Annotated in this window: 22 protein-coding genes; 12 read left to right on the top strand and 10 right to left on the bottom strand. The window is 69.1% G+C overall.

Features of this window, described 5'->3' with window-relative positions; genetic code table 11:
- Positions 1-11 precede the first annotated feature (11 nt).
- Positions 12-1031, bottom strand: a complete 1020-nt coding sequence (locus ASE76_RS18295) for an inositol monophosphatase family protein (RefSeq protein WP_055842928.1) — start codon at positions 1029-1031, stop codon at positions 12-14.
- A gap of 158 nt (positions 1032-1189) precedes the next feature.
- On the opposite strand from ASE76_RS18295, the gene ASE76_RS18290 reads away from it, so the two are divergent.
- Both ASE76_RS18290 and cysE read left to right on the top strand, forming a co-directional pair.
- The gene (locus tag ASE76_RS18290; protein WP_055842925.1) at positions 1190-1936 is read left to right on the top strand and encodes an RNA methyltransferase; all 747 of its coding nucleotides are present in this window, start codon (positions 1190-1192) and stop codon (positions 1934-1936) included.
- A 33-nt stretch (positions 1937-1969) separates the two neighbouring features.
- Complete coding sequence (gene cysE, locus ASE76_RS18285) at positions 1970-2746, top strand: serine O-acetyltransferase (protein ID WP_055842922.1); 777 nt, start codon at positions 1970-1972, stop codon at positions 2744-2746.
- A gap of 69 nt (positions 2747-2815) precedes the next feature.
- Here cysE and mog read toward each other — a convergent pair whose 3' ends face one another.
- Positions 2816-3433 carry a molybdopterin adenylyltransferase gene (gene mog, locus ASE76_RS18280; RefSeq protein ID WP_055842919.1) on the bottom strand — a complete coding sequence of 206 codons (618 nt, stop codon included), beginning with the start codon at positions 3431-3433 and terminating at the stop codon, positions 2816-2818.
- Complete coding sequence (gene yjgA / locus ASE76_RS18275; protein WP_055842917.1) at positions 3426-4085, bottom strand: ribosome biogenesis factor YjgA; 660 nt, start codon at positions 4083-4085, stop codon at positions 3426-3428. Before yjgA ends, mog begins: the two co-directional genes overlap by 8 nt.
- Before the next feature lie 145 nt (positions 4086-4230).
- On the opposite strand from yjgA, the gene pmbA reads away from it, so the two are divergent.
- Positions 4231-5604, top strand: a complete 1374-nt coding sequence (gene pmbA, locus ASE76_RS18270; RefSeq protein ID WP_055842914.1) for a metalloprotease PmbA — start codon at positions 4231-4233, stop codon at positions 5602-5604.
- A gap of 30 nt (positions 5605-5634) precedes the next feature.
- Here pmbA and ASE76_RS18265 read toward each other — a convergent pair whose 3' ends face one another.
- From ASE76_RS18265 to ASE76_RS18255, 3 genes are all read right to left on the bottom strand, one after another.
- Entirely contained in the window at positions 5635-6393 is a 759-nt protein-coding gene (locus ASE76_RS18265) for a 3-hydroxyacyl-CoA dehydrogenase (RefSeq protein ID WP_055842911.1), read from the bottom strand.
- Between the two features lie 169 nt (positions 6394-6562).
- The gene (locus ASE76_RS18260) at positions 6563-7129 is read right to left on the bottom strand and encodes a phasin family protein (RefSeq protein WP_055842908.1); all 567 of its coding nucleotides are present in this window, start codon (positions 7127-7129) and stop codon (positions 6563-6565) included.
- 273 nt (positions 7130-7402) lie between these two features.
- Positions 7403-7624: a hypothetical protein gene (locus ASE76_RS18255; protein ID WP_055842905.1), complete on the bottom strand. Its 222-nt coding sequence runs from the start codon at positions 7622-7624 to the stop codon at positions 7403-7405.
- Positions 7625-7713: 89 nt separating this feature from the next.
- Between ASE76_RS18255 and ASE76_RS18250 the strand changes: the two genes are divergently transcribed.
- From ASE76_RS18250 to ASE76_RS18235, 4 genes are all read left to right on the top strand, one after another.
- Positions 7714-8250 (top strand): MarR family winged helix-turn-helix transcriptional regulator, encoded by a 537-nt coding sequence (locus ASE76_RS18250; protein WP_082448710.1) that lies wholly within the window; start codon positions 7714-7716, stop codon positions 8248-8250.
- Positions 8247-9833: an efflux transporter outer membrane subunit gene (locus ASE76_RS18245; RefSeq protein ID WP_082448709.1), complete on the top strand. Its 1587-nt coding sequence runs from the start codon at positions 8247-8249 to the stop codon at positions 9831-9833. Before ASE76_RS18250 ends, ASE76_RS18245 begins: the two co-directional genes overlap by 4 nt.
- A 74-nt stretch (positions 9834-9907) precedes the next feature.
- The gene (locus ASE76_RS18240) at positions 9908-11254 is read left to right on the top strand and encodes an efflux RND transporter periplasmic adaptor subunit (RefSeq protein ID WP_055842902.1); all 1347 of its coding nucleotides are present in this window, start codon (positions 9908-9910) and stop codon (positions 11252-11254) included.
- A gap of 35 nt (positions 11255-11289) precedes the next feature.
- Positions 11290-12858: a DHA2 family efflux MFS transporter permease subunit gene (locus tag ASE76_RS18235; protein WP_055842898.1), complete on the top strand. Its 1569-nt coding sequence runs from the start codon at positions 11290-11292 to the stop codon at positions 12856-12858.
- Between the two features lie 123 nt (positions 12859-12981).
- Here ASE76_RS18235 and egtD read toward each other — a convergent pair whose 3' ends face one another.
- From egtD to ASE76_RS18215, 4 genes are all read right to left on the bottom strand, one after another.
- The gene (gene egtD / locus ASE76_RS18230) at positions 12982-14001 is read right to left on the bottom strand and encodes an L-histidine N(alpha)-methyltransferase (protein ID WP_055842895.1); all 1020 of its coding nucleotides are present in this window, start codon (positions 13999-14001) and stop codon (positions 12982-12984) included.
- Positions 13998-15203, bottom strand: coding sequence for an ergothioneine biosynthesis protein EgtB (gene egtB / locus ASE76_RS18225; protein ID WP_082448730.1), 1206 nt, complete (start codon positions 15201-15203; stop codon positions 13998-14000). The genes egtD and egtB overlap by 4 nt, the downstream gene beginning before the upstream one ends.
- Positions 15204-15455: 252 nt before the next feature.
- Complete coding sequence (locus tag ASE76_RS18220) at positions 15456-16031, bottom strand: hypothetical protein (protein WP_055842893.1); 576 nt, start codon at positions 16029-16031, stop codon at positions 15456-15458.
- A gap of 58 nt (positions 16032-16089) precedes the next feature.
- Positions 16090-16314, bottom strand: coding sequence for a CsbD family protein (locus ASE76_RS18215; protein ID WP_055842890.1), 225 nt, complete (start codon positions 16312-16314; stop codon positions 16090-16092).
- A 353-nt stretch (positions 16315-16667) separates the two neighbouring features.
- On the opposite strand from ASE76_RS18215, the gene ASE76_RS18210 reads away from it, so the two are divergent.
- The 5 genes from ASE76_RS18210 (at position 16668) to ASE76_RS18190 (ending at position 21478) form a co-directional block, all read left to right on the top strand.
- Positions 16668-17447, top strand: a complete 780-nt coding sequence (locus tag ASE76_RS18210) for an ABC transporter ATP-binding protein (protein ID WP_055843100.1) — start codon at positions 16668-16670, stop codon at positions 17445-17447.
- Positions 17447-18181: an ABC transporter ATP-binding protein gene (locus tag ASE76_RS18205; RefSeq protein WP_055843098.1), complete on the top strand. Its 735-nt coding sequence runs from the start codon at positions 17447-17449 to the stop codon at positions 18179-18181. Before ASE76_RS18210 ends, ASE76_RS18205 begins: the two co-directional genes overlap by 1 nt.
- Positions 18182-18274: 93 nt before the next feature.
- Positions 18275-19471: an ABC transporter substrate-binding protein gene (locus tag ASE76_RS18200; RefSeq protein WP_055842887.1), complete on the top strand. Its 1197-nt coding sequence runs from the start codon at positions 18275-18277 to the stop codon at positions 19469-19471.
- A gap of 62 nt (positions 19472-19533) precedes the next feature.
- Positions 19534-20409 (top strand): branched-chain amino acid ABC transporter permease, encoded by an 876-nt coding sequence (locus ASE76_RS18195; protein WP_055842885.1) that lies wholly within the window; start codon positions 19534-19536, stop codon positions 20407-20409.
- Positions 20410-20485: 76 nt separating this feature from the next.
- Complete coding sequence (locus ASE76_RS18190) at positions 20486-21478, top strand: branched-chain amino acid ABC transporter permease (RefSeq protein WP_055842882.1); 993 nt, start codon at positions 20486-20488, stop codon at positions 21476-21478.
- Positions 21479-21514 lie beyond the last annotated feature (36 nt).

Genomic DNA, 21514 nt, shown 5'->3' with positions numbered 1-21514 from the left:
TGGGCGCGGTGTCAGAGGTCGGTGCCGGGGGCCTTGCGGATGCGGGTCAGGCGGCGCGAGACGGGTGCCGCCGCAGCCTCGTCGGCCGCGGCTTCCGCTGCGGGCGCGGTGTCGGCATCGGCCGCCGCGGGGACCGCGTCGCCCAGCTCGGGCGCCACGTCGTAGGGCGTGCCGGGCTTGCGCGAGGCGACGCCGCGCGCCGCATCCTGCTTGGCCGCCACGCTGGCGAACTTCGAGTACTTGCCCACCACCGACACCAGTTGCGCATAGATGCGCGGGTTGGCGGCCAGGCATTCGCGCTGCTCCAGGAAGTCGGATTCGCCGCTGAAGTTGCCGACCAGGCCACCGGCCTCCTGCACCAGCAGCGATCCGGCGGCCACGTCCCAGGGCGACAGGCCGGTCTCGAAGAAGCCGTCGCTGAAGCCCGCGGCCACGTAGGCCAGGTCGAGCGCGGCGGCGCCCGGGCGGCGGATGCCGGCGGTGCGCTGCATCACGTCGCCCATCACCTGCAGGTACTGCTGCAGGTTGTCGCCGGGGCGGAACGGAAAGCCGGTGGCGATCAGGCATTCCTGCAGCCGGGTGCGCTTGGAGACGCGGATGCGCCGCTCGTTCACATAGGCGCCGCGGCCCTTGGTGGCGGTGAAGAGGTCGTTGCGGGTCGGGTCGTACACCACGGCCTGCTCGATCTTGCCGCGTACCGACAGGGCGATGCTGACGCAGTAGACCGGGAAGCCGTGGATGAAGTTGGTGGTGCCGTCGAGCGGATCGATGATCCAGACGAACTCGGAATCCTTGGCGCCGTGCGCGTTGCCGCTTTCCTCCGCCAGGATGCCGTGTCCGGGATAGGCGGTGAGCAGCGTCTCGATGATCGACTGCTCGCTCGCCTGGTCCACCTCGGTCACGAAGTCGTTCACCTGCTTCTGCGAGATCCGCACCGACTCGATGTCGAGCGCGGCGCGGTTGATGATGGCGCCGGCGGCGCGGGCGGCCTTGATGGCCACGTTGAGCATGGGATGCAGGTTGGACGACATTGGATTGTGATGAGGAGCGGCGGGCAGGGCGCACCCGGCGATGCAGGCGGCGAAAGGTGCGATTTTACCCGTCTGCCCGCCGTGAAGCACCGCTGCGGCCGGGCGGGCCTGCCGATCGCCACGACAATGACGCCCTTTGTGTCCCGCCACCGCCCGCCATGCGCACCCGCTTCATCCTGATCAACACCAGCCATGCCGGCAACGTCGGCGCCGCCGCCCGCGCCATGAAGACGATGGGTTTCGACGACCTGGTGCTGGTCGCGCCGCGCTGGGACAACGTGCTGCGCCGCGAGGAAACCATCCAGCGGGCGAGCGGCGCGCTGGACGTGCTGCGCAACGCCCGCATCGTCGCCACGCTCGACGAGGCGATCGACGGCATGACCCACCTCTGCGCCACTGCGATGGTGCCGCGCGACTTCGGCCCGCCCACCAGCACGCCGCGCGAGCACCTGCCGCAATTGGCCGCCGGGGCCGGGGCGTCGGGCGAGCAGGGTGTCGGCTTTTTGTTCGGCTCCGAACGCTTCGGCATGCAGAACGAGGACGTCTACCGCTGCCACGTCGCGCTGCGGATCCCGACGAATCCGCAGTTCGGCTCGCTCAACCTGGGCGCGGCGATCCAGGTGGTGGCCTACGAATGGCGGCTGGCGCTGGGCGGCTTCGGCGATGCGGACACCGCGCCGCCGCCCGAGGGCCCGCGCCGCGCCGACACGCAGCAGGTGGCCGGCATGCTCGACCACTGGGAGCGCGCGCTGGTCGACGTGGGTTTCCTCGATCCGGCAGCGCCCAAGAAGCTGATGCCGCGGCTGCAGCAGCTGTTCCACCGCGCGCAGCTCACCGACGAGGAAATCCACATCCTGCGCGGTGTCGCCAAGGCGATGTCGGCGGCCGGCGGCCCGAGTCGATAGACTGCAACGCCCATAAGAATCCCACCCGAAGTCATGTTCCAGCGCCTGCGCTCCGATATCCAGTGCATCCTCGACCGCGACCCTGCTGCGCGCAGTGCGTGGGAGGTGATGACCTGTTATCCGGGCCTGCACGCGCTGGTGCTGCACCGGCTGGCGCACGGCTGCTGGACGCGGGGCTTCAAGTGGCTCGGCCGGTTTGTCTCGAACATCGCGCGCTGGCTGACCGGCATCGAGATCCACCCCGGCGCGGTCGTCGGCGAGCGGGTCTTCTTCGACCATGCGATGGGCGTGGTGGTCGGCGAGACGGCCGAGATCGGCGACGGCTGCACCATCTACCAGGGCGTCACGCTGGGCGGCACCTCGCTCTACAAGGGCGCCAAGCGGCATCCGACGCTGGGGCGCGACGTGGTGGTGAGCGCCGGCGCCAAGGTGCTGGGCGGCTTCACCGTGGGCGACGGCGCCAAGATCGGCAGCAACGCGGTGGTGCTGAAGCCGGTGCCGGCCGGCGCCACGGCCGTCGGCATCCCGGCGCGCATCCTGCCGCAGAAGGATGCCGCCGGGCCCGGTGCCGCGCCTGCCGCGCGCACCTTCTCGGCCTACGGCGTGACGCTCGAAGACGACCCGGTCGGCCAGACGCTCAAGGGCCTGATCGGCACCGCGTCGACCCAGGAGCACCAGATCACGCTGCTGTGGCAGGCGATCGAGGCGCTGTCGGAGCGGGGCGGCCGGCGCGGCGACTGCGTGCCCGACGGTGCGGCGCGCTGCGAGAACTTCGAGGCCGAGAAGCTGAACGCGCTGGTCGGCAAGTAACGGCAGCCGTTTGCTATCGTATCGATAGCTGGAGGCCGGCGCCGATCGCCGGCTCCGGCTACTTTTCTTTCAAGAACCGCCGCCGGTGCCGGCTGGGGGCCGCAGGGCCGATCTGGGCCGGAACGCCTTGCACACCGCGTCGTCGGTTTCCAGGTACGGCCCGCCGACCAGGTCGATGCAGTAGGGCACGGCGGCGAAGATGCCCGGCACGGCGACGCTGCCGTCGGCGTTGCGCAGGCCCTCCAGCGTCTCGGCGATCGCCTTCGGCTGGCCCGGCAGGTTGAGGATCAGGCTCTTGTCGCGGACCACGCCCACCTGGCGCGACAGGATCGCGGTCGGCACGAAGCGCAGGCCGATCTGGCGCATCTGCTCGCCGAAGCCGGGCATCTCGCGGTGGGCGATGGCCAGCGTCGCGTCGGGCGTCACGTCGCGCGGCGCCGGGCCGGTGCCGCCGGTGGTCAGCACCAGGGCGCAGCCGGCATCGACCAACTCGACCAGCGTGGCGCTGATGGTGGCCTGCTCGTCGGGGATCAGGCGCGACTCGAAGGTGACGGGGTTGCGCAGCGCGCGCCGCAGCCACGCCTGCAGGGCGGGCAGGCCCTGGTCCTGGTAGACGCCGGCGCTGGCCCGGTCGCTGACCGAGACGATGCCGATGCGGACCGGGTCGAAGCGGGCGGCGTCACTCATCCGCATCGTCCTCCGCGCCCTCTGCGGCCGTGGGCTCGGCGGCGGCGGCGGTCAGTTGCGTGCGCACCAGCTGGAAGATCTCGCGGTAGGCGCGGCCGTGGCGCGGGGCCAGGCCCGGCTTCTCGGGCACCGCGTCCTTGCGGGCCTGCCGCACCAGTGCGCGCAGCTGCTGGATGTCGGTCTGCGGCCAAGCCTCGATCCAGCGCTGCACCGCCTCGTCGTTGTCGACCAGGTCGCCGCGCCACTGCTCGGCCTGGTGCAGCGCCAGCGTCTCGCGGGCCGAGCCGTGCTGCTGCTCGGCCAGGGCGGCGCGGGCGGCCTCGCGGGTCGGCTCGTCCAGCCGGCGCATCAGCTTGCCGATGTACTGCATCTGCCGCCGCTTGCCTTCGAAGTTGGTGATGCGGCGGGCCTCGGCCAGCGCGTCGAACAGTTTCTCGGGCAGGTGGATGCGGGCGACGAGGTCGGCGCGCAGCGTCACCAGCGCCTCGCCCAGGTCCTGCAGCTCGTCGCTTTCCTTCTTCATGTCGGTGCGGCTGGCGGTGTGGTTCTCGTCGGTGCCTTTCAACTCGTGCTTGAGCTGGATGTCGAGTTCGCTGCCTTCGGCAACGAAGTGGCCCTGGACGAAATAGCCTTTTTTGGGTTTGCGTGACATGTCGGGAAGGCGGGCGACTGCGGTGGGCAGGCGGTGCGCAGAAATGGAAACAGGGGAGGGCCCGCCGGCGGAAGGCCCTCTGCCGCGGGCGGCAGGAGCGGGCCGCAGCGGCTGGCGAGGGGGCGCAAGTATCATAGCCCTCGCCATGAAGACCCCATCCCCCCACAGAGCCGACAGCGGCTTCAGCTACAGCCGCCCGTTCTTCGAAGACCTCGTCGATGCGGCCCTCTCCCACGCCAAGAAGATCGGCGCGACCGATGCGGGTGCCGAGGCGTCCGAGGGCTGCGGCCTGAGCGTCAGCGTCCGCAAGGGCGAGCTCGAGAACGTCGAGCGCAACCGCGACAAGTCCTTGGGCGTGACCGTCTACCTGGGCCAGCGCCGGGGCAACGCCAGCACCTCCGATTTCTCCAGGGCCGCGATCGAGCAGACGGTGCAGGCCGCCTACGACATCGCCCGCTTCACCGCGGAAGACCCGGTCGCGGGCCTGCCCGACGAGGCCGACATCGCCACCGAGCACCGCGACCTGGGCCTGTTCCATCCCTGGGCCGTCACCAGCGAAGAGGCGGCCGAGCTCGCCAAGGCCTGCGAGCGCGCCGCGCTGCGCACCGACCGCCGCATCACCAACAGCGAAGGCGCGGGCGTGTCGGCCCAGCAGTCGCATTTCTTCAGCGCCCACACCCGGGGCTTCCGCGGCGGCTACGCCAGCTCGCGGCACAGCATGTCGGTCGCACCGATCGCCGGCCGCGGCGACGACATGCAGCGCGACAGCTGGTACAGCTCGATGCGCAACGCCGCCGACCTGGCCAGCCCCGAGGCCGTCGGCCGCTACGCCGCCGAGCGCGCGCTGGCGCGGCTGAAGGCCCGCAAGATCCCGACGGTCGAGTGCCCGGTGCTGTTCGAGTCGCCGCTGGCGGCCGGACTGCTGGGCGCCTTCACCCAGGCGGTGAGCGGCGGCGCGCTCTACCGCAAGAGCAGCTTCCTCCTCGACTCGTTGGGCAAGCAGGTCTTCCCCGACCACATCGACATCCACGAAGACCCGTTCGTCGTCGGCGGCAAGGGCAGTTCGCCCTTCGACGACGAAGGCGTGCGCACCCAGGCCCGCACCGTGGTCGACGCGGGCACGGTACAGGGCTATTTCCTCGGCACCTACTCGGCCCGCAAGCTCGGCATGAAGACCACCGGCAACGCCGGCGGCTCGCACAACCTGGTGCTCACCTCGCGCCGCACCGCCGCGGGCGACGACCTGGCCGCGATGCTGAAGAAGCTGGGCACCGGCCTCTTCGTGGTCGAGCTGATGGGGCAGGGCGTCAACTACGTCACCGGCGACTATTCGCGCGGCGCCAGCGGTTTCTGGGTGGAGAACGGCGAGATCGCGTTCCCGGTGCAGGAGATCACCATCGCCGGCAACATGGGCGAGATGTTCAAGGGCATCGCCGCCATCGGCGCCGACGCATACAACTACGGCGCGAAGACGGTCGGCTCGGTGCTGGTCGACCGGATGAAGGTGGCGGGCAGCTGACCGGCCGCGCCGCCACCCGTGCGCAGGCGGTTACTTCGGTGCCAGGCGGATCGCGCCGTCGAGGCGGATCACCTCGCCGTTGAGCATGTCGTTCTCGACGATGTGCTTGACCAGCTTGGCGTAGTCCTCGGGCGTGCCCAGGCGCGACGGGAAGGGCACGCCGGCGGCCAGCGCGTCCTGCACCTCCTGCGGCATGCCGAAGAGCATCGGCGTGCCGAAGATGCCGGGCGCGATCGTCATGTTGCGGATGCCGTTGCGGGCCAGGTCCCGCGCGATCGGCAGCGTCATGCCGACGATGCCGCCCTTCGACGCCGCGTACGCCGCCTGGCCGATCTGCCCGTCGTAGGCCGCGACCGAGGCGGTGGAGATCAGAACGCCCCGTTCGCCGGTGGGCAGCGGCGCGTTGCGGGACATGGCCTCGGCCGCGAGGCGGATCATGTTGAAGCTGCCGACCAGGTTGACCGTGATCGCCTTGCTGAAGACGGCCAGCGAATGGGCGCCGTTCTTGCCCACCGTCTTCTCGGCCGGCGCGATGCCGGCGCAGTTGACCAGGCCCGCCAGCGTGCCGAGCGCCGCCGCCCGGGCCACGGCCGCCTGGCCGTCGGCCTCCTGCGTCACGTCGCAGTGCACGAAGACGCCGCCGATGTCGCGGGCGACCGCCTCGCCCTTGGCGTCCTGCATGTCGGCCACGACCACCTGCGCGCCGTTCGCCGCCAGCATCCGCGCCGTGCCTTCGCCCAGGCCCGATGCGCCGCCGGTGACGATGAAAACCTTGCCTGCGATGTCCATGTGTCTGACTCCTTTGACGTTGACGTAAACGTCAATTATCGCCAAAGCGAGAAACGCGGCGCCCAAAAGAAAAGGCCCGGCGGGGCCGGGCCTTCTTCGCGCTGTGCGCGGTGGATGGGTGCATTCGCGCAACCTACGCCATTAGAGCAGTAGGTGCACTCACACCTTCTCAGCGCTTGCGGGCGGCAGCCGTGGTGGCGGCCGCGCCGGTTTTGGCGGCGTTCATCGCGGTGCTGGAAACCGCGTTGAAGTTGGCTTCGGCCACGTCCGATGCCTGCTTGACGGCCTTCTGCACCGATTCGTAGGCGTTGTTGGCGGCGGCGACGGCGCTCTTGAGCACCGCAACGGCGGTTTCGGAGCCGGCCGGTGCGTTGCGCGATGCGTTGTCGACCATGCCGGCGAAGGCCTGCTGCGCTTCGCCCGCCTTGCCTTCGATCGCCTTGCCGAACTCGGAGCCGGTGCCCTGGGCGATGTCGTACAGGTGGCGGCTGTAAGCGGCGGTCTTCTCGGCCAGCGGCTGGAGCATGCCGGCGTGCAGCGCGATCAGCTCCTGCGCATCCTTGACGCTCAGGACGGCCTGGGTGTGGTTGGCGGCATCCGACAGGGCGGCGCGCGACGCGGTCACGTTCAGCTCGACCAGCTTCTCCATGCCTTCGAAGGCCTTTGCGGTCAGGGAGAACAGGGCGTCGACGTTGGCTTTATGGGCGGCGATCATTTGGTCGGCGGTCAGGGTCATGGCAAAACTCCTTAGGGTGGAAAGATGTCTGGGCAAACCTTGCCCGCGAGGCGCTGCCGTCGCTATGTTGCGGTGCAGCATTTCCAAAGTATAGACACGCGTGCACCGAAATCAAGCGCTTTTTGTTGCGCTGCAGCAATTCGCCGACGGGCGGTAGGCATTCTGAAGAAGCCCGCCTACGTGCCCCGGCGCGCCGGCCCGCCACATTCTCGGCGTGCGCCACCCTGGGGCATCCGGTATGTCCGGCGCTTGTTGCGACTGTTTCCGGCTGTTTCAGCGTTTCGCGGGAGCGGCACGACCTTTGTAAGCGCCGTAACCCACCAAGGCGATGCCGACCGCGATCGCGAGCCAGCCGACCATCGCGCTTCCCTGCACCGCCGCGCGCAGTTCTTCCGAGCGCATATAGGGCGGCGCCACGAGGATGGCCGCGCCGATGGCCGCGCAGGCGATGCCGCGGAGCAGGAGATGGCGGGCCGGCATGTTCTGGAATTTCATGGGCGCACTGTAGCCGAGCCTTCCCTATCGAAGGATGCCCGTGCAGTTAGTGGCTTGACACTATTTGCCTAGGCATGTATATTCACGGCATGAGCGATGCAGCATCCCTTCACTTCGCGGCGCCGACCGGCGCACCGGCCCTCACCTCGCACAAGCACCTGCACTCCGAGCACAACATCGGCTACCAGATGCGCCGCATCGTCACGCTGGTGGGCACCGAGATCGAGCGCCGGATGGAGCCCCTGGGCCTGACCGACGCGCAGTGGAAGCCGCTGCTGCGGATGTACCTGGACGAGGAAACGACGGTGGCCACGCTGGCCCGCGGCTGCCACCTGGATGCCGGGGCGATGACGCGGCTGCTCGACCGGCTGGAGGCCAAGGGCCTCTGCCGCCGCACCCGCTCGCTGGAAGACCGGCGCGTCGTCAACCTGGAACTCACGCCCGAAGGCCGCACCGCGGCCGAGCAGATCCCCGGCATCGTCGGCCGGGTGCAGGACGTGGCGGCGCAGGGCTTCAGCGAAGAGGAATTCCAGCAACTGCGCAGCTTCCTGGCGCGCCTGCTGGACAACGTGCAGGTGTTCGGTTCGCCGGCCTGCCACAACGACAACGAGGGGTCTTCAACATGAAATACAACAAAAGCCACTCCGCCGACGCACTGCCGACGGTGCACGATCCGGCGTCTCCGCCACGGGGCGGCGCCTGGCTGTACCTGGCAACGCTGGCGATCAGCCTGGGCCTGACGGCCTGCGCCAACATGTCGGGCATCGCCCCGCATGCGCAACTGCGCGAGGGCGCGTCGCTCGGCCTGCCCTCGGCGGCCACCGGCACGCCCGACGTGATGGCCGACTTCGCGGTGCCCACCGAATGGTGGCGCAGCTTCGGCGATGCGCAGCTCGACCGCCTGGTGGGCCAGGCCCTGTCGACCAGCCCCAACCTGCGCCTGGCCGAGGCCCGCATCGCCCGCGCCCAGGCGGTGACCGAGACCGCCCGCGCGGCCGACGGACCTCAGTTGAACGGCAGCCTGGACCTGACCCGCCAGCTCTACAGCGCCAACGGCCCGTATCCACCGCCGCTGGCCGGCGGTACCTACAACAGCGGCGTCGGCCGGCTGTCGGGCAGCTGGGAGATCGACTTCTTCGGCCGCAACCGTGCCGCGCTCGAGGCCGCGCTCGGCACCGCCCAGGCGGCCCAGGCCGATGCCCAGGCCGCGCGCCTGCTGCTGGCCAGCAACGTGACACGCAACTACTTCCAGCTCTCGCGGTTGCAGGCCCAGCTGGCCGTCTCGGAGCGCACCCTGGCGCAGCGCAGCGAAACCCTGACCCTGGTGCGCGACCGGGTCAGCGCCGGCCTGGACACCCGCCTGGAGCAGCGCCAGAGCGAGGGCGGGCTGCCCGACGCGCGGCGCGAGATCGAGTCCCTGCGCGAGCAGATCGAGCTCACCCGCAACGCGATCGGTGCCCTGGTCGGTGCGCCCGGCAGCGCCCAGGCACTGGTGGCCCCGGCGATGGAGACGGTACAGGCAGCGCCGGTGCCCGCCGTGCTGCCGGCCGACCTGCTGGGCCGCCGCCCCGACATCGCCGCCGCCCGCTGGCGGGTCGAGGCCGCGGGCCAGGACATCAAAGTCGCCAAGACGATGTTCTATCCCAACGTGAACCTGGCCGGCTTCGTCGGCCTGTCGTCGATCGGGCTCGACCGCTTCGCCGAATCGGGCAGCAAGGAATGGGGCGTCGGCCCGGCGATCCGGCTGCCGATCTTCGACTCGGGCCGGCTGCGCGCCAACCTGCGCGGCAAGACGGCCGACCTCGATGCGGCGGTCGAGAGCTACAACGCCAGTCTGATCGACGCGGTGCACGACGTGGCCGACCAGGTCGCATCTTCGCGCGCGATCGTCCGCCAGCAGGACGAGCAGCGCCAGGCGCAGGAAGCGGCCGAAGGCGCCTACGCCATCGCGGTGCAGCGCTACAAGGCAGGCCTGGGCAACTACCTCAACGTGCTGACGGCCGAGAGCACGGTGCTGCTGCAGCGCCGCCAGGCGGTGGAGCTGTCGGCCCGCCGGCTGGACACGCAGGTCTCGTTGATCCGCGCCCTGGGCGGCGGCTACAGCGCGCCGGACATCGGTGCGTCCGCATCGCCGGTCGCGGCCGGCCACACCGATGCCGCGGCGGCCCACCTGGCCGCCGCGCAGATCGACGCGCCGCCGGTCCGCTGACCGCCCGGCCCGCTGCTGTCCGCGCGCTTCGCCGAACCAACCCCTCCCATTCCCGAATTTCTGGATCTGCTGCCATGAACGCACCGCAAGACCGCTCGCCCGCCGCCACGCCAGTGGTCGAACCCGTTTCCGCCGCGCCTGCCGCCCCTGCCGCGGCGCCGGCGTCCACCGCCAATCCCAAGCGCCGCCGCGCGCTCACCGGCATCGCCGCGGTGGTGCTCGTCGCCGGCGCGGGCTGGGGCCTCTACGAATACCTGGTCGCGAGCCACTACGAATCGACCGACAACGCCTACGTCCAGGGCAACGTGATCCAGATCACCCCGCAGATCGGCGGCACCGTGATGGCGATCCTGGCCGACGACACCGATTTCGTGAAGGCCGGCCAGCCGCTGGTGAAGCTCGACCCGGCCGACGCCAGCGTCGCGCTGGAGCAGGCCGAGGCCGCCCTGGCCCAGGCGGTGCGCCAGGCCCGCACGCTCTACACCAACAACGGATCGCTGGCCGCCCAGGTCACCCTGCGCCAGGCCGACGTGACCAAGGCGCAGACCGAGGTGGCGCGCGCCAACGACGACCTGAACCGCCGGCAGGCCCTGACCGGCAACGGCGCGGTGTCGAAGGAAGAACTCAACCACGCCCGCACCCAGCTGGATGCGGCCCGCAGCGCGGTGGCCGCCGCCCAGGCCGGCGTGACCGCGGCACGCGAGCAGCTCGCCAGCAACCAGGCGATGACCGAAGGCACCCGGGTCGAGGAGCACCCCAGCGTGCTGGTCGCCGCCGCCAAGGTGCGCGAGGCCTACCTCGCCACCCAGCGCGCCGCGCTGCCGGCCCCGGTCGACGGCTACGTCGCCAAGCGCACGGTGCAGCTCGGCCAGCGGGTGAACGCCGGCACGCCGATGATGTCGGTGGTGCCGCTCGACCAGCTGTGGGTCGATGCCAACTTCAAGGAAGTGCAGCTGCGCAACATCCGCCTGGGCCAGCCGGTCACCCTGACCGCCGACGTCTACGGCAAGAAGATCGAGTACCGCGGCACCGTGGCCGGCCTGGGCGTCGGCACCGGCGCGGCCTTCGCGCTGCTGCCGGCGCAGAACGCCACCGGCAACTGGATCAAGGTGGTGCAGCGGGTGCCGGTGCGCATCGCGCTCGACCGCCAGCAGCTGGTCGACAACCCGCTGCGGGTGGGCCTGTCGATGGACGTCGAGGTGGACGTGGCCGACAAGGGCGGCAAGACCCTGGCCGACGCGCCGCGCGCCGCGGTCTTCGCGCAGACCCAGGTCTACCATGCGCTGGACGTCGGTGCCGATGCCGAGGTGCAGCGCGTCATCGCCGCCAACATGGGCAGGACCGGCGCCAAGGCGGTGGCCGCGGCGCGTGCCGAGGCGAGCCGGGTGCTGGCCGCGTCGGCCCCGGCCGCGGTGCATTGAGCGGTCGGCACGAAACGTCGTCGAGCGAATCCGCCATGTCGTCCGCCACCGCTGCACCGGCCTACCGGCCGCCATCTCCGCTGGAGGGCTCCGCCCGCATGTGGGGCACGGTGGCCCTGTCGGCCGCCACCTTCATGAACGTGCTGGACACGTCGATCGCCAACGTGTCGCTGCCGGCGATCGCGGGCGACCTGGGCGTCAGCTCCAACCAGGGCACCTGGGTCATCACCAGCTTCGCGGTCGCCAACGCCATCGCGGTGCCGCTGACCGGCTGGCTGTCGCAGCGCTTCGGGCAGGTGCGGCTGTTCTGCACCAGCGTCGTGCTGTTCGTGATCGCCTCCTGGCTCTGCGGCCTGGCGCCCAACATGGCGACGCTGATCGCCTTCCGCGCGCTGCAGGGCTTCGTCGCCGGCCCGATGATCCCGCTGTCGCAGACGCTGCTGCTCAGCAGCTATCCGAAAGCCGCGGCCGGCACCGCGATGGCGATGTGGTCGATGACGACGCTGATCGCGCCGGTCATGGGCCCGCTGCTGGGCGGCTGGATCACCGACAACATGACCTGGCCGTGGATCTTCTACATCAATATCCCGGTGGGCCTGATCGCGGCGACCGGTGCCTGGTCGCTCTACCGCAAACGCGAGAGCCAGGTGCGCAAGCTTCCGATCGACTCGATCGGGCTGGCGCTGCTGGTGCTCTGGGTCGGTTCGATGCAGGTGATGCTCGACCTGGGCAAGGAGAACGACTGGTTCCACTCGCCGCTGGTGGTGACGCTGGGCGTGGTCGCCGCGGTGGGGGTGGCCTTCTTCCTCGCCTGGGAGTTCACCGAGAAGCATCCGGTGGTCGATCTGTCGCTGTTCGCGCGCCGCAACTTCTGGGCGGGCACGCTCGCGACCGGCGTGGGCTACGGGCTCTTCTTCGGCAACGTGGTGCTGCTGCCGCTCTGGCTGCAGCAGTTCATGGGCTACACCGCCACCCAGGCCGGCATGGTCACCGCGCCGGTGGGGCTGATGGCGCTGATCCTGTCGCCGATCGTGGGCAAGAACCTGCACCGGGTCGACCCGCGGCGTTTCGCGACCGGCGCGTTCCTGGTGTTCGCGGTGGTGCTGTACCTGCGCTCGCGCTTCAACACCCAGGCCGACATCTTCACCATCCTGGTCCCGACGCTGATCCAGGGCGTCGCGATGGCGCTGTTCTTCATTCCGCTGGTGACGATCACGCTGTCGGGCCTGCCGCCCGAGCGTATTCCGGCGGCATCGGGCCTGTCGAACTTCGTGCGGATCACCGCGGGCGCCATCGGCACCTCGGTCGTCACCACGATCTGGGAGAACCGGGCCGCGCTGCACCATGCGCAGCTGAGCGAATCGGTCACCCGCGGCAGTCCGGCGGGCGACGCGATCGCCGCGCTGGGCGCCGCCGGCCTGTCGCCCGAGCAGGCGCTGGCGCAGGTCAACCGGCTGGTGGACCAGCAAGCCTTCATGCTGGCGGCCAACGACGTGTTCTACGCGTCGGCCATCATCTTCCTGCTGTTGATTCCGCTGGTGTGGCTCTCGCACCCGACGGTCGCCAGCAAGGGCAGCGCCGATGCGGCGGCGGGTGCCCACTGACGAGTATTTCGATGGAAAAAGGGCTGCAGCCGGCGTCCACTGCCGGCCACCAGCTATGAAAAACGTAGCATGCACGAAAAAGGCCCGGGGCGCATGCCCCGGGCCTTTCGCATGTCGGGAGCGTCAGAGCGCCGGCGCTGCCAGCCAGTGCACGCTGAAGAGATGGTCCGGATCGGTCCACACCGGGCCGGGCTTGAAGCCCGCCCGCACCGCCATCGCCCGCAGCCCGTCGATGGTGAACTTGTGCGAGTTCTCGGTGTGCAGCGTTTCGCCTTCCTCGAGGGTGAAGCTGCTGCCGCAGACGTTCACCTCCTGTCGGCACCGGCTCAAGAGGTGCATCTCGATGCGCTGCAGCGGCGCGTTGTAGAACGCCGCATGGCCGAAGGCATCGGTGTCGAAGTCGGCGCCCAGTTCGCGGTTGGCGCGCTCCAGGATGTTGAGGTTGAACGCGGCGGTCACGCCCTGCGCATCGTTGTAGGCGGCATGCAGCAGGGCAGGGTCCTTCACCAGATCGGCCCCCAGCAGCAGCGCGCCGCCCTGCAGCACCTGCGCCGCCACCTGCAGAAAGCGCGCCGCCTCTTCGGGTGCGAAGTTGCCGATGGTGGACCCGGGGAAGAAACCGACGCGCTGGCCTGCACCCTGGGCGGGGGCGGGCAGCAGCAGCCGCTGGGTGTAGTCGGCCACCACCGGCCGCACTTCGAGCGTCGGATAGTCGCGCCGCAACGCGGCGGCGGCGGCGGTCATGTGGTCGCCCGAGATGTCGATCGGCAGGTAGCCGGCGGGCGCCTCCATCGCGTCCAGCAGGATGCGCACCTTGCGCAGCGAACCGGCGCCGAACTCGACGATCTCGGCACGCGGCCCGGCCAGGCGTGCGATCTCGCTGGCGTTCTGCTGCAGTACCGCGCACTCGGTGCGGGTGGGGTAGTACTCGGGCAGCTCGCAGATCCGGTCGAAGAGCGCCGATCCGGCCGCGTCGTAGAAATATTTGGGCGAGATGCTGCGGGGGCGGCGCAGCAGGCCGGCCTGCAGGTCGCGCGCGAATTCCGCCGCGGCCGGCGGCAGCGACGCCACGGCGACGGCCGCAGGGGAATGGGCCGGACGGTCGGCGGTGAACGGCTGGGAGGCGGGGTGGTGGGGCGTCATGCGATGTCCTTGGCCAGTCGGAGACCGGAGAACTGCCAGCGCGCGGCCGGCGGAAAGAAGTTGCGGTAGGTCGGACGGGCATGGCCCGGCGGCGTGGCCAGGCTGCTGCCGCGCAGCACCACCTGGCCCACCATGAACTTGCCGTTGTATTCGGCGGCGATGCCGGGCGTCGGCCGGAAGCCGGGGTACGGGTCGTAGGAGGAGCGGGTCCACTGCCATACCTGGCCGGTCATGTCCTGCAGGCGGGGATCGGCGGAGGCGGCTTCCCATTCCATCTCGGTCGGCAGCCGGGCCCCCGCCCATTCCGCATAGGCGGCGGCCTCGTAGAAGCTCAGTTGCGCGACGGGCGCGGCATCGTCCATCGGCCGCACGCCCTGCAAGCCGAACACATGCCAGGCAGAAGCCGCGATCTGCTGCGGCGACTGGCCCGAAAGCGCCAGCCGGGGGTCGTCGGACGCCAGCCAATAGGCCGGTGCCTGCCAGCCCTGTGCACGGACGCAGGCCCAGCCGTCCGAGAGCCACAGCTCGGGCCGGCGGTAGCCGCCGTCTTCGATGAAGCGTGCATAGTCGCCACAGGTCACCAGCCGGTCGGCCAGCGCGTGCGGATGCAGCAGCACCTGGTGGCGGGGGCTTTCGTTGTCGAAAGCGAAGGCCGTGTCGTCGCCCGTGGCGGCATGGCCGATGTCGAGCAGGCCTGCCGCACCCTCTATCCACCGGGCCGGCGCCGGCGGCGTCGCCAGGCGCAGCGCAGGAACGGCGGCTCGTTCGTAGGCCGGCAGCAGGGGGTTGCACGACAGCAGGTGCAGCACGTCGGTCAGGATCAACTCCTGGTGCTGCTGCTCGTGGTGCAGGCCCAGTTCCAGCGCCGGCAGCATGCGCGCCCAGGCGGCGCCGTCGCATTCCTGCAGCATCCGGTCGATGGCGGCGTCGACATGGGCGCGGTAGGCCCGCACCTCGTCGGTGGACGGACGGGTGATCAGCCCGCGCTGCGGTCGCGGATGCCGCGGGCCGAGCGCTTCGTAATAGGAATTGAAGAGGTAGGAAAAGGCCGGGTCGAACGGTGCATGGTCGGGCACCGCCGCCGGCAGCACCACCGTCTCGAAGAACCAGGTGGTATGGGCCAGGTGCCACTTGACCGGGCTGGCGTCGGGCATCGACTGCACGCACTGGTCTTCGGGCGAGAGCCTGCTCGCAAGGCGCATCGTCTGGGCCCGCACTTCGGCGAACCGCCGTTGCCACACGGCGCGCGCGGCGGCCGAAGAACCGTCGGCCCGCTTCGGGCTCGACAGGTGGTGTTCTCTGTTCACAAACGGACTCCTCGGTCGCGGCACGCTGCAGCTTCCTGCCGACGGCGGACGAAAAAACGGGCGAAGGGGAAGGTGATTCCCGATCGCCCGAACTGGGGGAGATTGTCGTCTGACCTGTTCAGGCCGGGTGACGGTCAGCCAGTGTGCTTACTTGCCGAACTTGGCCTTGACGTCGGCCTGGCATGCGTCCTTGGCATTGCCGGACATGGAATCGCAACGCTCCTTGGCTGCGGCGTAGTTGGCGTCGGTCTTGTCTTCGGCAGCGTCCTTGCGGGCTTCTGCGACCTTGGCTGGCGATGCGTCGCCAGTGCGGGCTTCGCTGGCGGCCTTGCTGACCTTGGCGTCTGCCTTGGCGGCGGTGCGGGCTGCCTTGGCATCCTTCACGCAGACGTCCTTGGCATTGCCGGTCTGGTCGTCGCACTTTTCCTTGGCGACGTCGTATGCTGCTTCTGCCTTGGCATCGCGGATCTTCTTGTCGTGGCTGGCGCTCGGCTTGTACTGGGCTTCCAGCTCGGCCTTGGCGACCTTGTCCTTGCCCTTGGCTTCTGCCATGCAGATGTCCTTGGCGTTCTTCTGCATCGCGTCGCAGGCGGCCTTGTCGGACTTGTAGGTGGCATCGATCTGCGACTTGGCAGCGCTGTGCTCTTCCTTGGTCATGGCGCTGGCGCTGAAGCTGAAGGCGCACAGGGATGCGGCGGCGATGGCGATAAGTGCTTTTTTCATGGTTCTACCCTCGGAAAGTTATGTTTGATTGGTTGTTGTAGAGAAAGTCTCGGGAGGCTCAGACGGACTTCTCGAAGAAGAAGTCTGGATTCCTGCCGTGCCATTCGGTGACCTGGCGCTCGGCTTCGTCCTTGTTCAAACCGTGGCGCTCTTGCAGCCGGCCGAGCAGCTGGTCGCGCTTGCCTTCGATGACGTCGAGGTCGTCGTCGGTCAGCTTGCCCCACTGCTCCTTTACCTTGCCCTTGAACTGTTTCCAGTTGCCTTCGATGCGGTCGTTGTTCATGCGAACCTCCTTTGGATGTTGGGCCAGATCCCTTGGGCCTCCCACCTTTTCCTGCGAGCCGGTGAGGGTCCTCGTCGAGCCGTGAAAGAAATGTAATGTCGATATTTGGGAACCGCATAGGAGCCGCGCTTCGGAGATCGTAGGCGTCGGCCTACCGCCTGTGTGGGTATGCAGGACGTTCCGGACGCCCGGTCTTGCACGGCGCTGCGGCCATGCTGCGGTGCACGCATAGGCACTTGTCCCAATACCGGAGCGCCCATGCGCTTCGTACGATGGCCGCACGAATCGCCGCACCGGTTCCGCTGCGTTGCAGCGCACTGCTGCGGCGCAAAAAACAGGGAGACACCGGGCGCATGAACGACGACGACTTGATCCTGCAGACGCGGCAGCTCAACAAGCAATTCCGCGGCTTCACCGCGGTGAACGACGTCGATCTGTCGGTGCGGCGCGGCACGATCCACGCGCTGATCGGCCCCAACGGCGCGGGCAAGACGACCTGCTTCAACCTGCTCACCAAGTTCCTGGAGCCGACCTCCGGCACCATCGTCTACAACGGCGTCGACATCACCCGCGAGCGGCCGGCGCAGATCGCGCGGCGCGGCATCATCCGCTCGTTCCAGATCTCGGCGGTGTTTCCGCACCTGACCCTGCTGGAGAACGTGCGGCTCGGCCTGCAGCGGCGCCTCGGCACCTCGTTCCATTTCTGGCGCAGCGAGAAATCCCTGCGGCAGCTCGATGCCCGCGCGCTGGAACTGCTCGACGAGGTCGGCCTGCGCGACATGGCGTACGAGGAGACGGTCAACCTGGCCTACGGCCGCAAGCGCGCGCTGGAGATCGCCACCACCCTGGCGATGGAGCCCGAGCTGATGCTGCTCGACGAGCCCACCCAGGGCATGGGCCACGAGGACGTCGACCGCGTCACCCGGCTGATAAAGCAGGTGGCGGTGGGCCGCACCGTATTGATGGTGGAGCACAACATGAACGTCGTCTCGACCATCGCCGACACGATCACCGTGCTGCAGCGCGGCGCGGTGCTGGCGGAGGGGCCGTATGCCGAGGTGTCGCGCAACCCGCAGGTGATGGAGGCCTACATGGGCACCACTGATGGCCAACTGCAGGGGGCGCACGCATGATGGTCGCATCGCACGATCCGCACGATCCGGTGCCGGCGCTGGAGATCAACAACCTCGAGGCCTGGTACGGCGAATCCCATGTGCTGCACGGCGTCGACATGCTGGTGCGCCCGGGCGAGGTGGTCACGCTGCTCGGCCGCAACGGCGCGGGCCGCACCACCACGCTGCGCGCCATCCTGGGCCTGACCGGCCGGCGCACCGGCTCGGTGAAGGTGCACGGCGTCGAAACGCTGGAGATGCCGACCCACCGCATCGCCCACTGCGGCATCGGCTACTGCCCCGAGGAGCGCGGCATCTTCGCGAGCCTGACCTGCGAAGAGAACCTGCTGCTCCCGCCGGTGCTGAAGGGCGCGGGCGAGGGCATGTCGGTCGAAGAGATCTACGCGATGTTCCCCAACCTGGCCGAGCGGCGCCACAGCCCCGGCACCCGGCTCTCGGGCGGCGAGCAGCAGATGCTGGCCGTCGCCCGCATCCTGCGCACCGGCGCGCGGCTGCTGCTGCTCGACGAGATCTCGGAAGGCCTGGCGCCGGTCATCGTGCAGGCCCTGGCCCGGATGATCGTCACGCTGCGCGGCAAGGGCTACACCATCGTGATGGTGGAGCAGAACTTCCGCTTCGCAGCGCCGCTGGCCGACCGCTTCTACGTGATGGAGCACGGCCGCATCGCGCTGCAGTTCGTGGCCGACCAGCTGGAAGAGCGGATGCCCGCGCTGCACGAGCTGCTGAACGTCTAGCCCGCGCCGGCAGCCTCCGCCCCGACCTCCGATTTCGCTGCCTTGCGCATTTCCCCTTACGACGACCGACCCGATACCAACAGGAGACACACCATGCCATTCCGTCTGACCGCACTCACCCTCACCCTGGCCGCCGCGGGCCTCGCATCGCAGGCCGCGCATGCGCAGGAGAAGGTGAAGATCGGCTTCATCACCGACATGTCGAGCCTCTACGCCGACGTCGAGGGCAAGAACGGCGCGGTCGCCATCCAGATGGCGATCGACGACTTCGGCGGCAAGGCACTCGGCCAGCCGATCGAGCTGATGAGCGCCGACCACCAGAACAAGGCCGACATCGCCGCCTCCAAGGCGCGCGAATGGATCGACACCGCGGGCGCCACGATGATCTTCGGCGGCACCAACTCGGGCACCGCGCTGGCCACGGCCAAGGTGGCGTCGGAGAAGAAGCGGGTCTACTTCAACAATGGCGCCGGCACCTCGGCACTGACCAACGAGCAGTGCAGCCCCTACACCGTCCACTACGCCTACGACACGGTGGCGCTCGCCAAGGGCACCGGCGCCGCGGTGGTCGCCAAGGGCGGCAAGAGCTGGTTCTTCCTGACGGCCGACTACGCCTTCGGCCAGGCGCTGGAGACCGATACCACCAAGGTGGTGAAGGAGAAGGGCGGCTCGGTGGTGGGCGCGGTGCGCCATCCGCTCAACGCGTCGGATTTCTCGTCCTTCCTGTTGCAGGCGCAGAACTCCAAGGCCCAGATCCTGGGCCTGGCCAACGCCGGCGGCGACACGATCAACTCGATCAAGGCGGCGCGCGAGTTCGGCATCAACAAGACGATGAAGACCGCCGGCCTGCTGGTGTTCCTGTCGGACATCCACAGCCTGGGCCTGAAGAACACCGAAGGCCTGCTGCACACCACCAGCTGGTACTGGGACCTGAACGACGACACCCGCAAGTTCGCCAACCGCTTCTTCGAGAAGACCAAGCGCATGCCGACCGACGTGCAGGCCGCCGACTACTCGGCCACGATGAACTACCTGAAGGCGGTCGAGGCGGCCAAGACCACCGATTCCGACAAGGTCATGGCGCAGCTGAAGAGCATGAAGATCGACGACTTCTACGGCAAGGGCCAGATCCGCGCCGACGGCAGCTTCATCCACGACATGTACCTGGTCGAGGCCAAGGCACCGGCCGAATCCAAGAAGCCCTGGGACTACCTGAAGGTGGTGGCCACGCTGAAGGGCGAGGACGTCTTCACCACCAAGGAAGAGTCCAAGTGCGCCCTGTGGAAGTAATGCGGATCCGCCGCGGCCCTGCCCGCGGCCTCGCCACCTGACAACCCGCCGACCGTCGCCCCATGCAAATATCGCTCCCCGCGCTGCTGAGCCAGTTGCTGCTCGGCCTGGTCAACGGATCGTTCTACGCGATCCTCAGCCTGGGCCTGGCCGTGATCTTCGGCCTGCTCAACGTGATCAACTTCGCGCACGGCGCGCTCTTCATGATGGGCGCGATCCTGTCGTGGATGGCGATGAACTACTTCGGCATCAGCTACTGGGTGATGCTGGTGGCGGCGCCGCTCATCGTCGGCGTCTTCGGGGTGCTGATCGAGCGGCTGCTGCTGCGCTGGATCTACAAGCTCGACCACCTCTACGGCCTGCTGCTGACGCTGGGCCTGACGCTGCTGATCGAAGGCGCTTTCCGCTCGGTCTACGGCGTCTCGGGCCTGGGCTACGACACGCCCGAGCTGCTGGAAGGCGCGACCGACGTCGGCTTCATGATGCTGCCCAACTACCGTGCCTGGGTGGTGGTGGCGTCGCTGGTGGTGTGCTTTGCCACCTGGTACCTGATCGAGAAGACGCGCCTCGGCGCCTACCTGCGGGCCGGCACCGAGAACCCGCGGCTGGTCGAGGCCTTCGGCATCAACGTGCCGCTGATGGTGACGCTCACCTACGGCTTCGGCGTGGCGCTGGCCGCGTTCGCGGGCGTGCTGGCGGCGCCGGTGATCCAGGTCACCCCGCTCATGGGGCAGAACCTGATCATCGTAGTGTTCGCGGTGGTGGTGATCGGCGGCATGGGCTCGATCATGGGCTCGATCCTCACCGGGCTCGGCCTGGGCATCGTCGAGGGGCTGACCAAGGTGTTCTACCCCGAGGCCTCGTCCACCGTGGTCTTCCTCATCATGGTGGTGGTGCTGCTGGTCCGGCCGGCGGGGCTGTTCGGCAAGGAGACCTGACGATGACGCCCCCGCGCCTGTCCCGCCGCTTCGCCGCCGGCCGCCTGCCCGCCCTTTCCCCTCGCCCGTGGCACCCATGAAAAAACTGACTGTCGTCGTCTACGCGCTGCTGCTGGTCGCCCTGATCGTGGCGCCGTTCGTGGGGGCCTATCCGGTGTTCGTGATGAAGCTGATGTGCTTCGCGCTGTTCGCCTCCGCGTTCAACCTGCTGCTGGGCTTCACCGGCCTGCTGTCCTTCGGCCATGCCGCCTTCCTCGGCGGCTCGGCCTACGTGGCAGGCTACACCATGAAGGCCTGGGGCTTCACGCCCGAGGTGGGCCTGCTGCTCGGCACCCTGACCGGCGCGGCGCTAGGCTGGATCGTCGGCGTGCTGGCGATCCGCCGGCAGGGCATCTACTTCGCGATGATCACCCTGGCGCTGGCGCAGATGCTGTACTTCGTCGCGCTGCAGGCCAAGTTCACCGGCGGCGAGGACGGGCTGCAGGGCGTACCGCGCGGCAAGCTCTTCGGCCTGCTCGACCTCTCCGACGACCGGGTGATGTACTACGTGACCCTGGTGGTGGTGGTGGGCGCCTTCGCCCTCATCGTCCGCACCATCCATTCGCCCTTCGGCCAGGTCCTGAAGGGCATCAAGGAGAACGAGCCGCGCGCCACCTCGCTCGGCTACGACACCCACCGCTTCAAGCTGCTGGCCTTCGTGCTGTCGGCCGCGCTGACCGGCCTGGCAGGCTCGCTGAAGACGCTGGTGCTGGGCTTCGCCACGCTGTCGGACGTGCACTGGACGGCCTCGGGCCAGGTGATCCTGATGACGCTGGTGGGGGGCCTCGGCACGCTGTCGGGGCCGATGGTGGGCGCCTCGATCGTCGTGCTGCTGGAAAACAAGATCGGCGAACTGGGCCATGCGCTGGCCCAGCTCACCAGCATCGAGTGGTTCAACACGCTGGGCGAATCGGTGACGATGGTGACCGGCCTGATCTTCGTGGTCTGCGTGCTGGCCTTCCGGCGCGGGGTGATGGGCGAGATCATCGCGCTGCTGGGCCGGCGCAAGCGGCCACGGCCTGCAGCGTAGCGTCGGCGGGCGGCCCGCGTGGCCGCCGCGCGCCAT

The organism is Xylophilus sp. Leaf220 (assembly GCF_001421705.1).
Lineage (GTDB): Bacteria > Pseudomonadota > Gammaproteobacteria > Burkholderiales > Burkholderiaceae_C > Xylophilus.
Note: the sequence above shows the minus strand (reverse complement) of the source record. Positions and strands in the feature narration are given on the sequence as shown.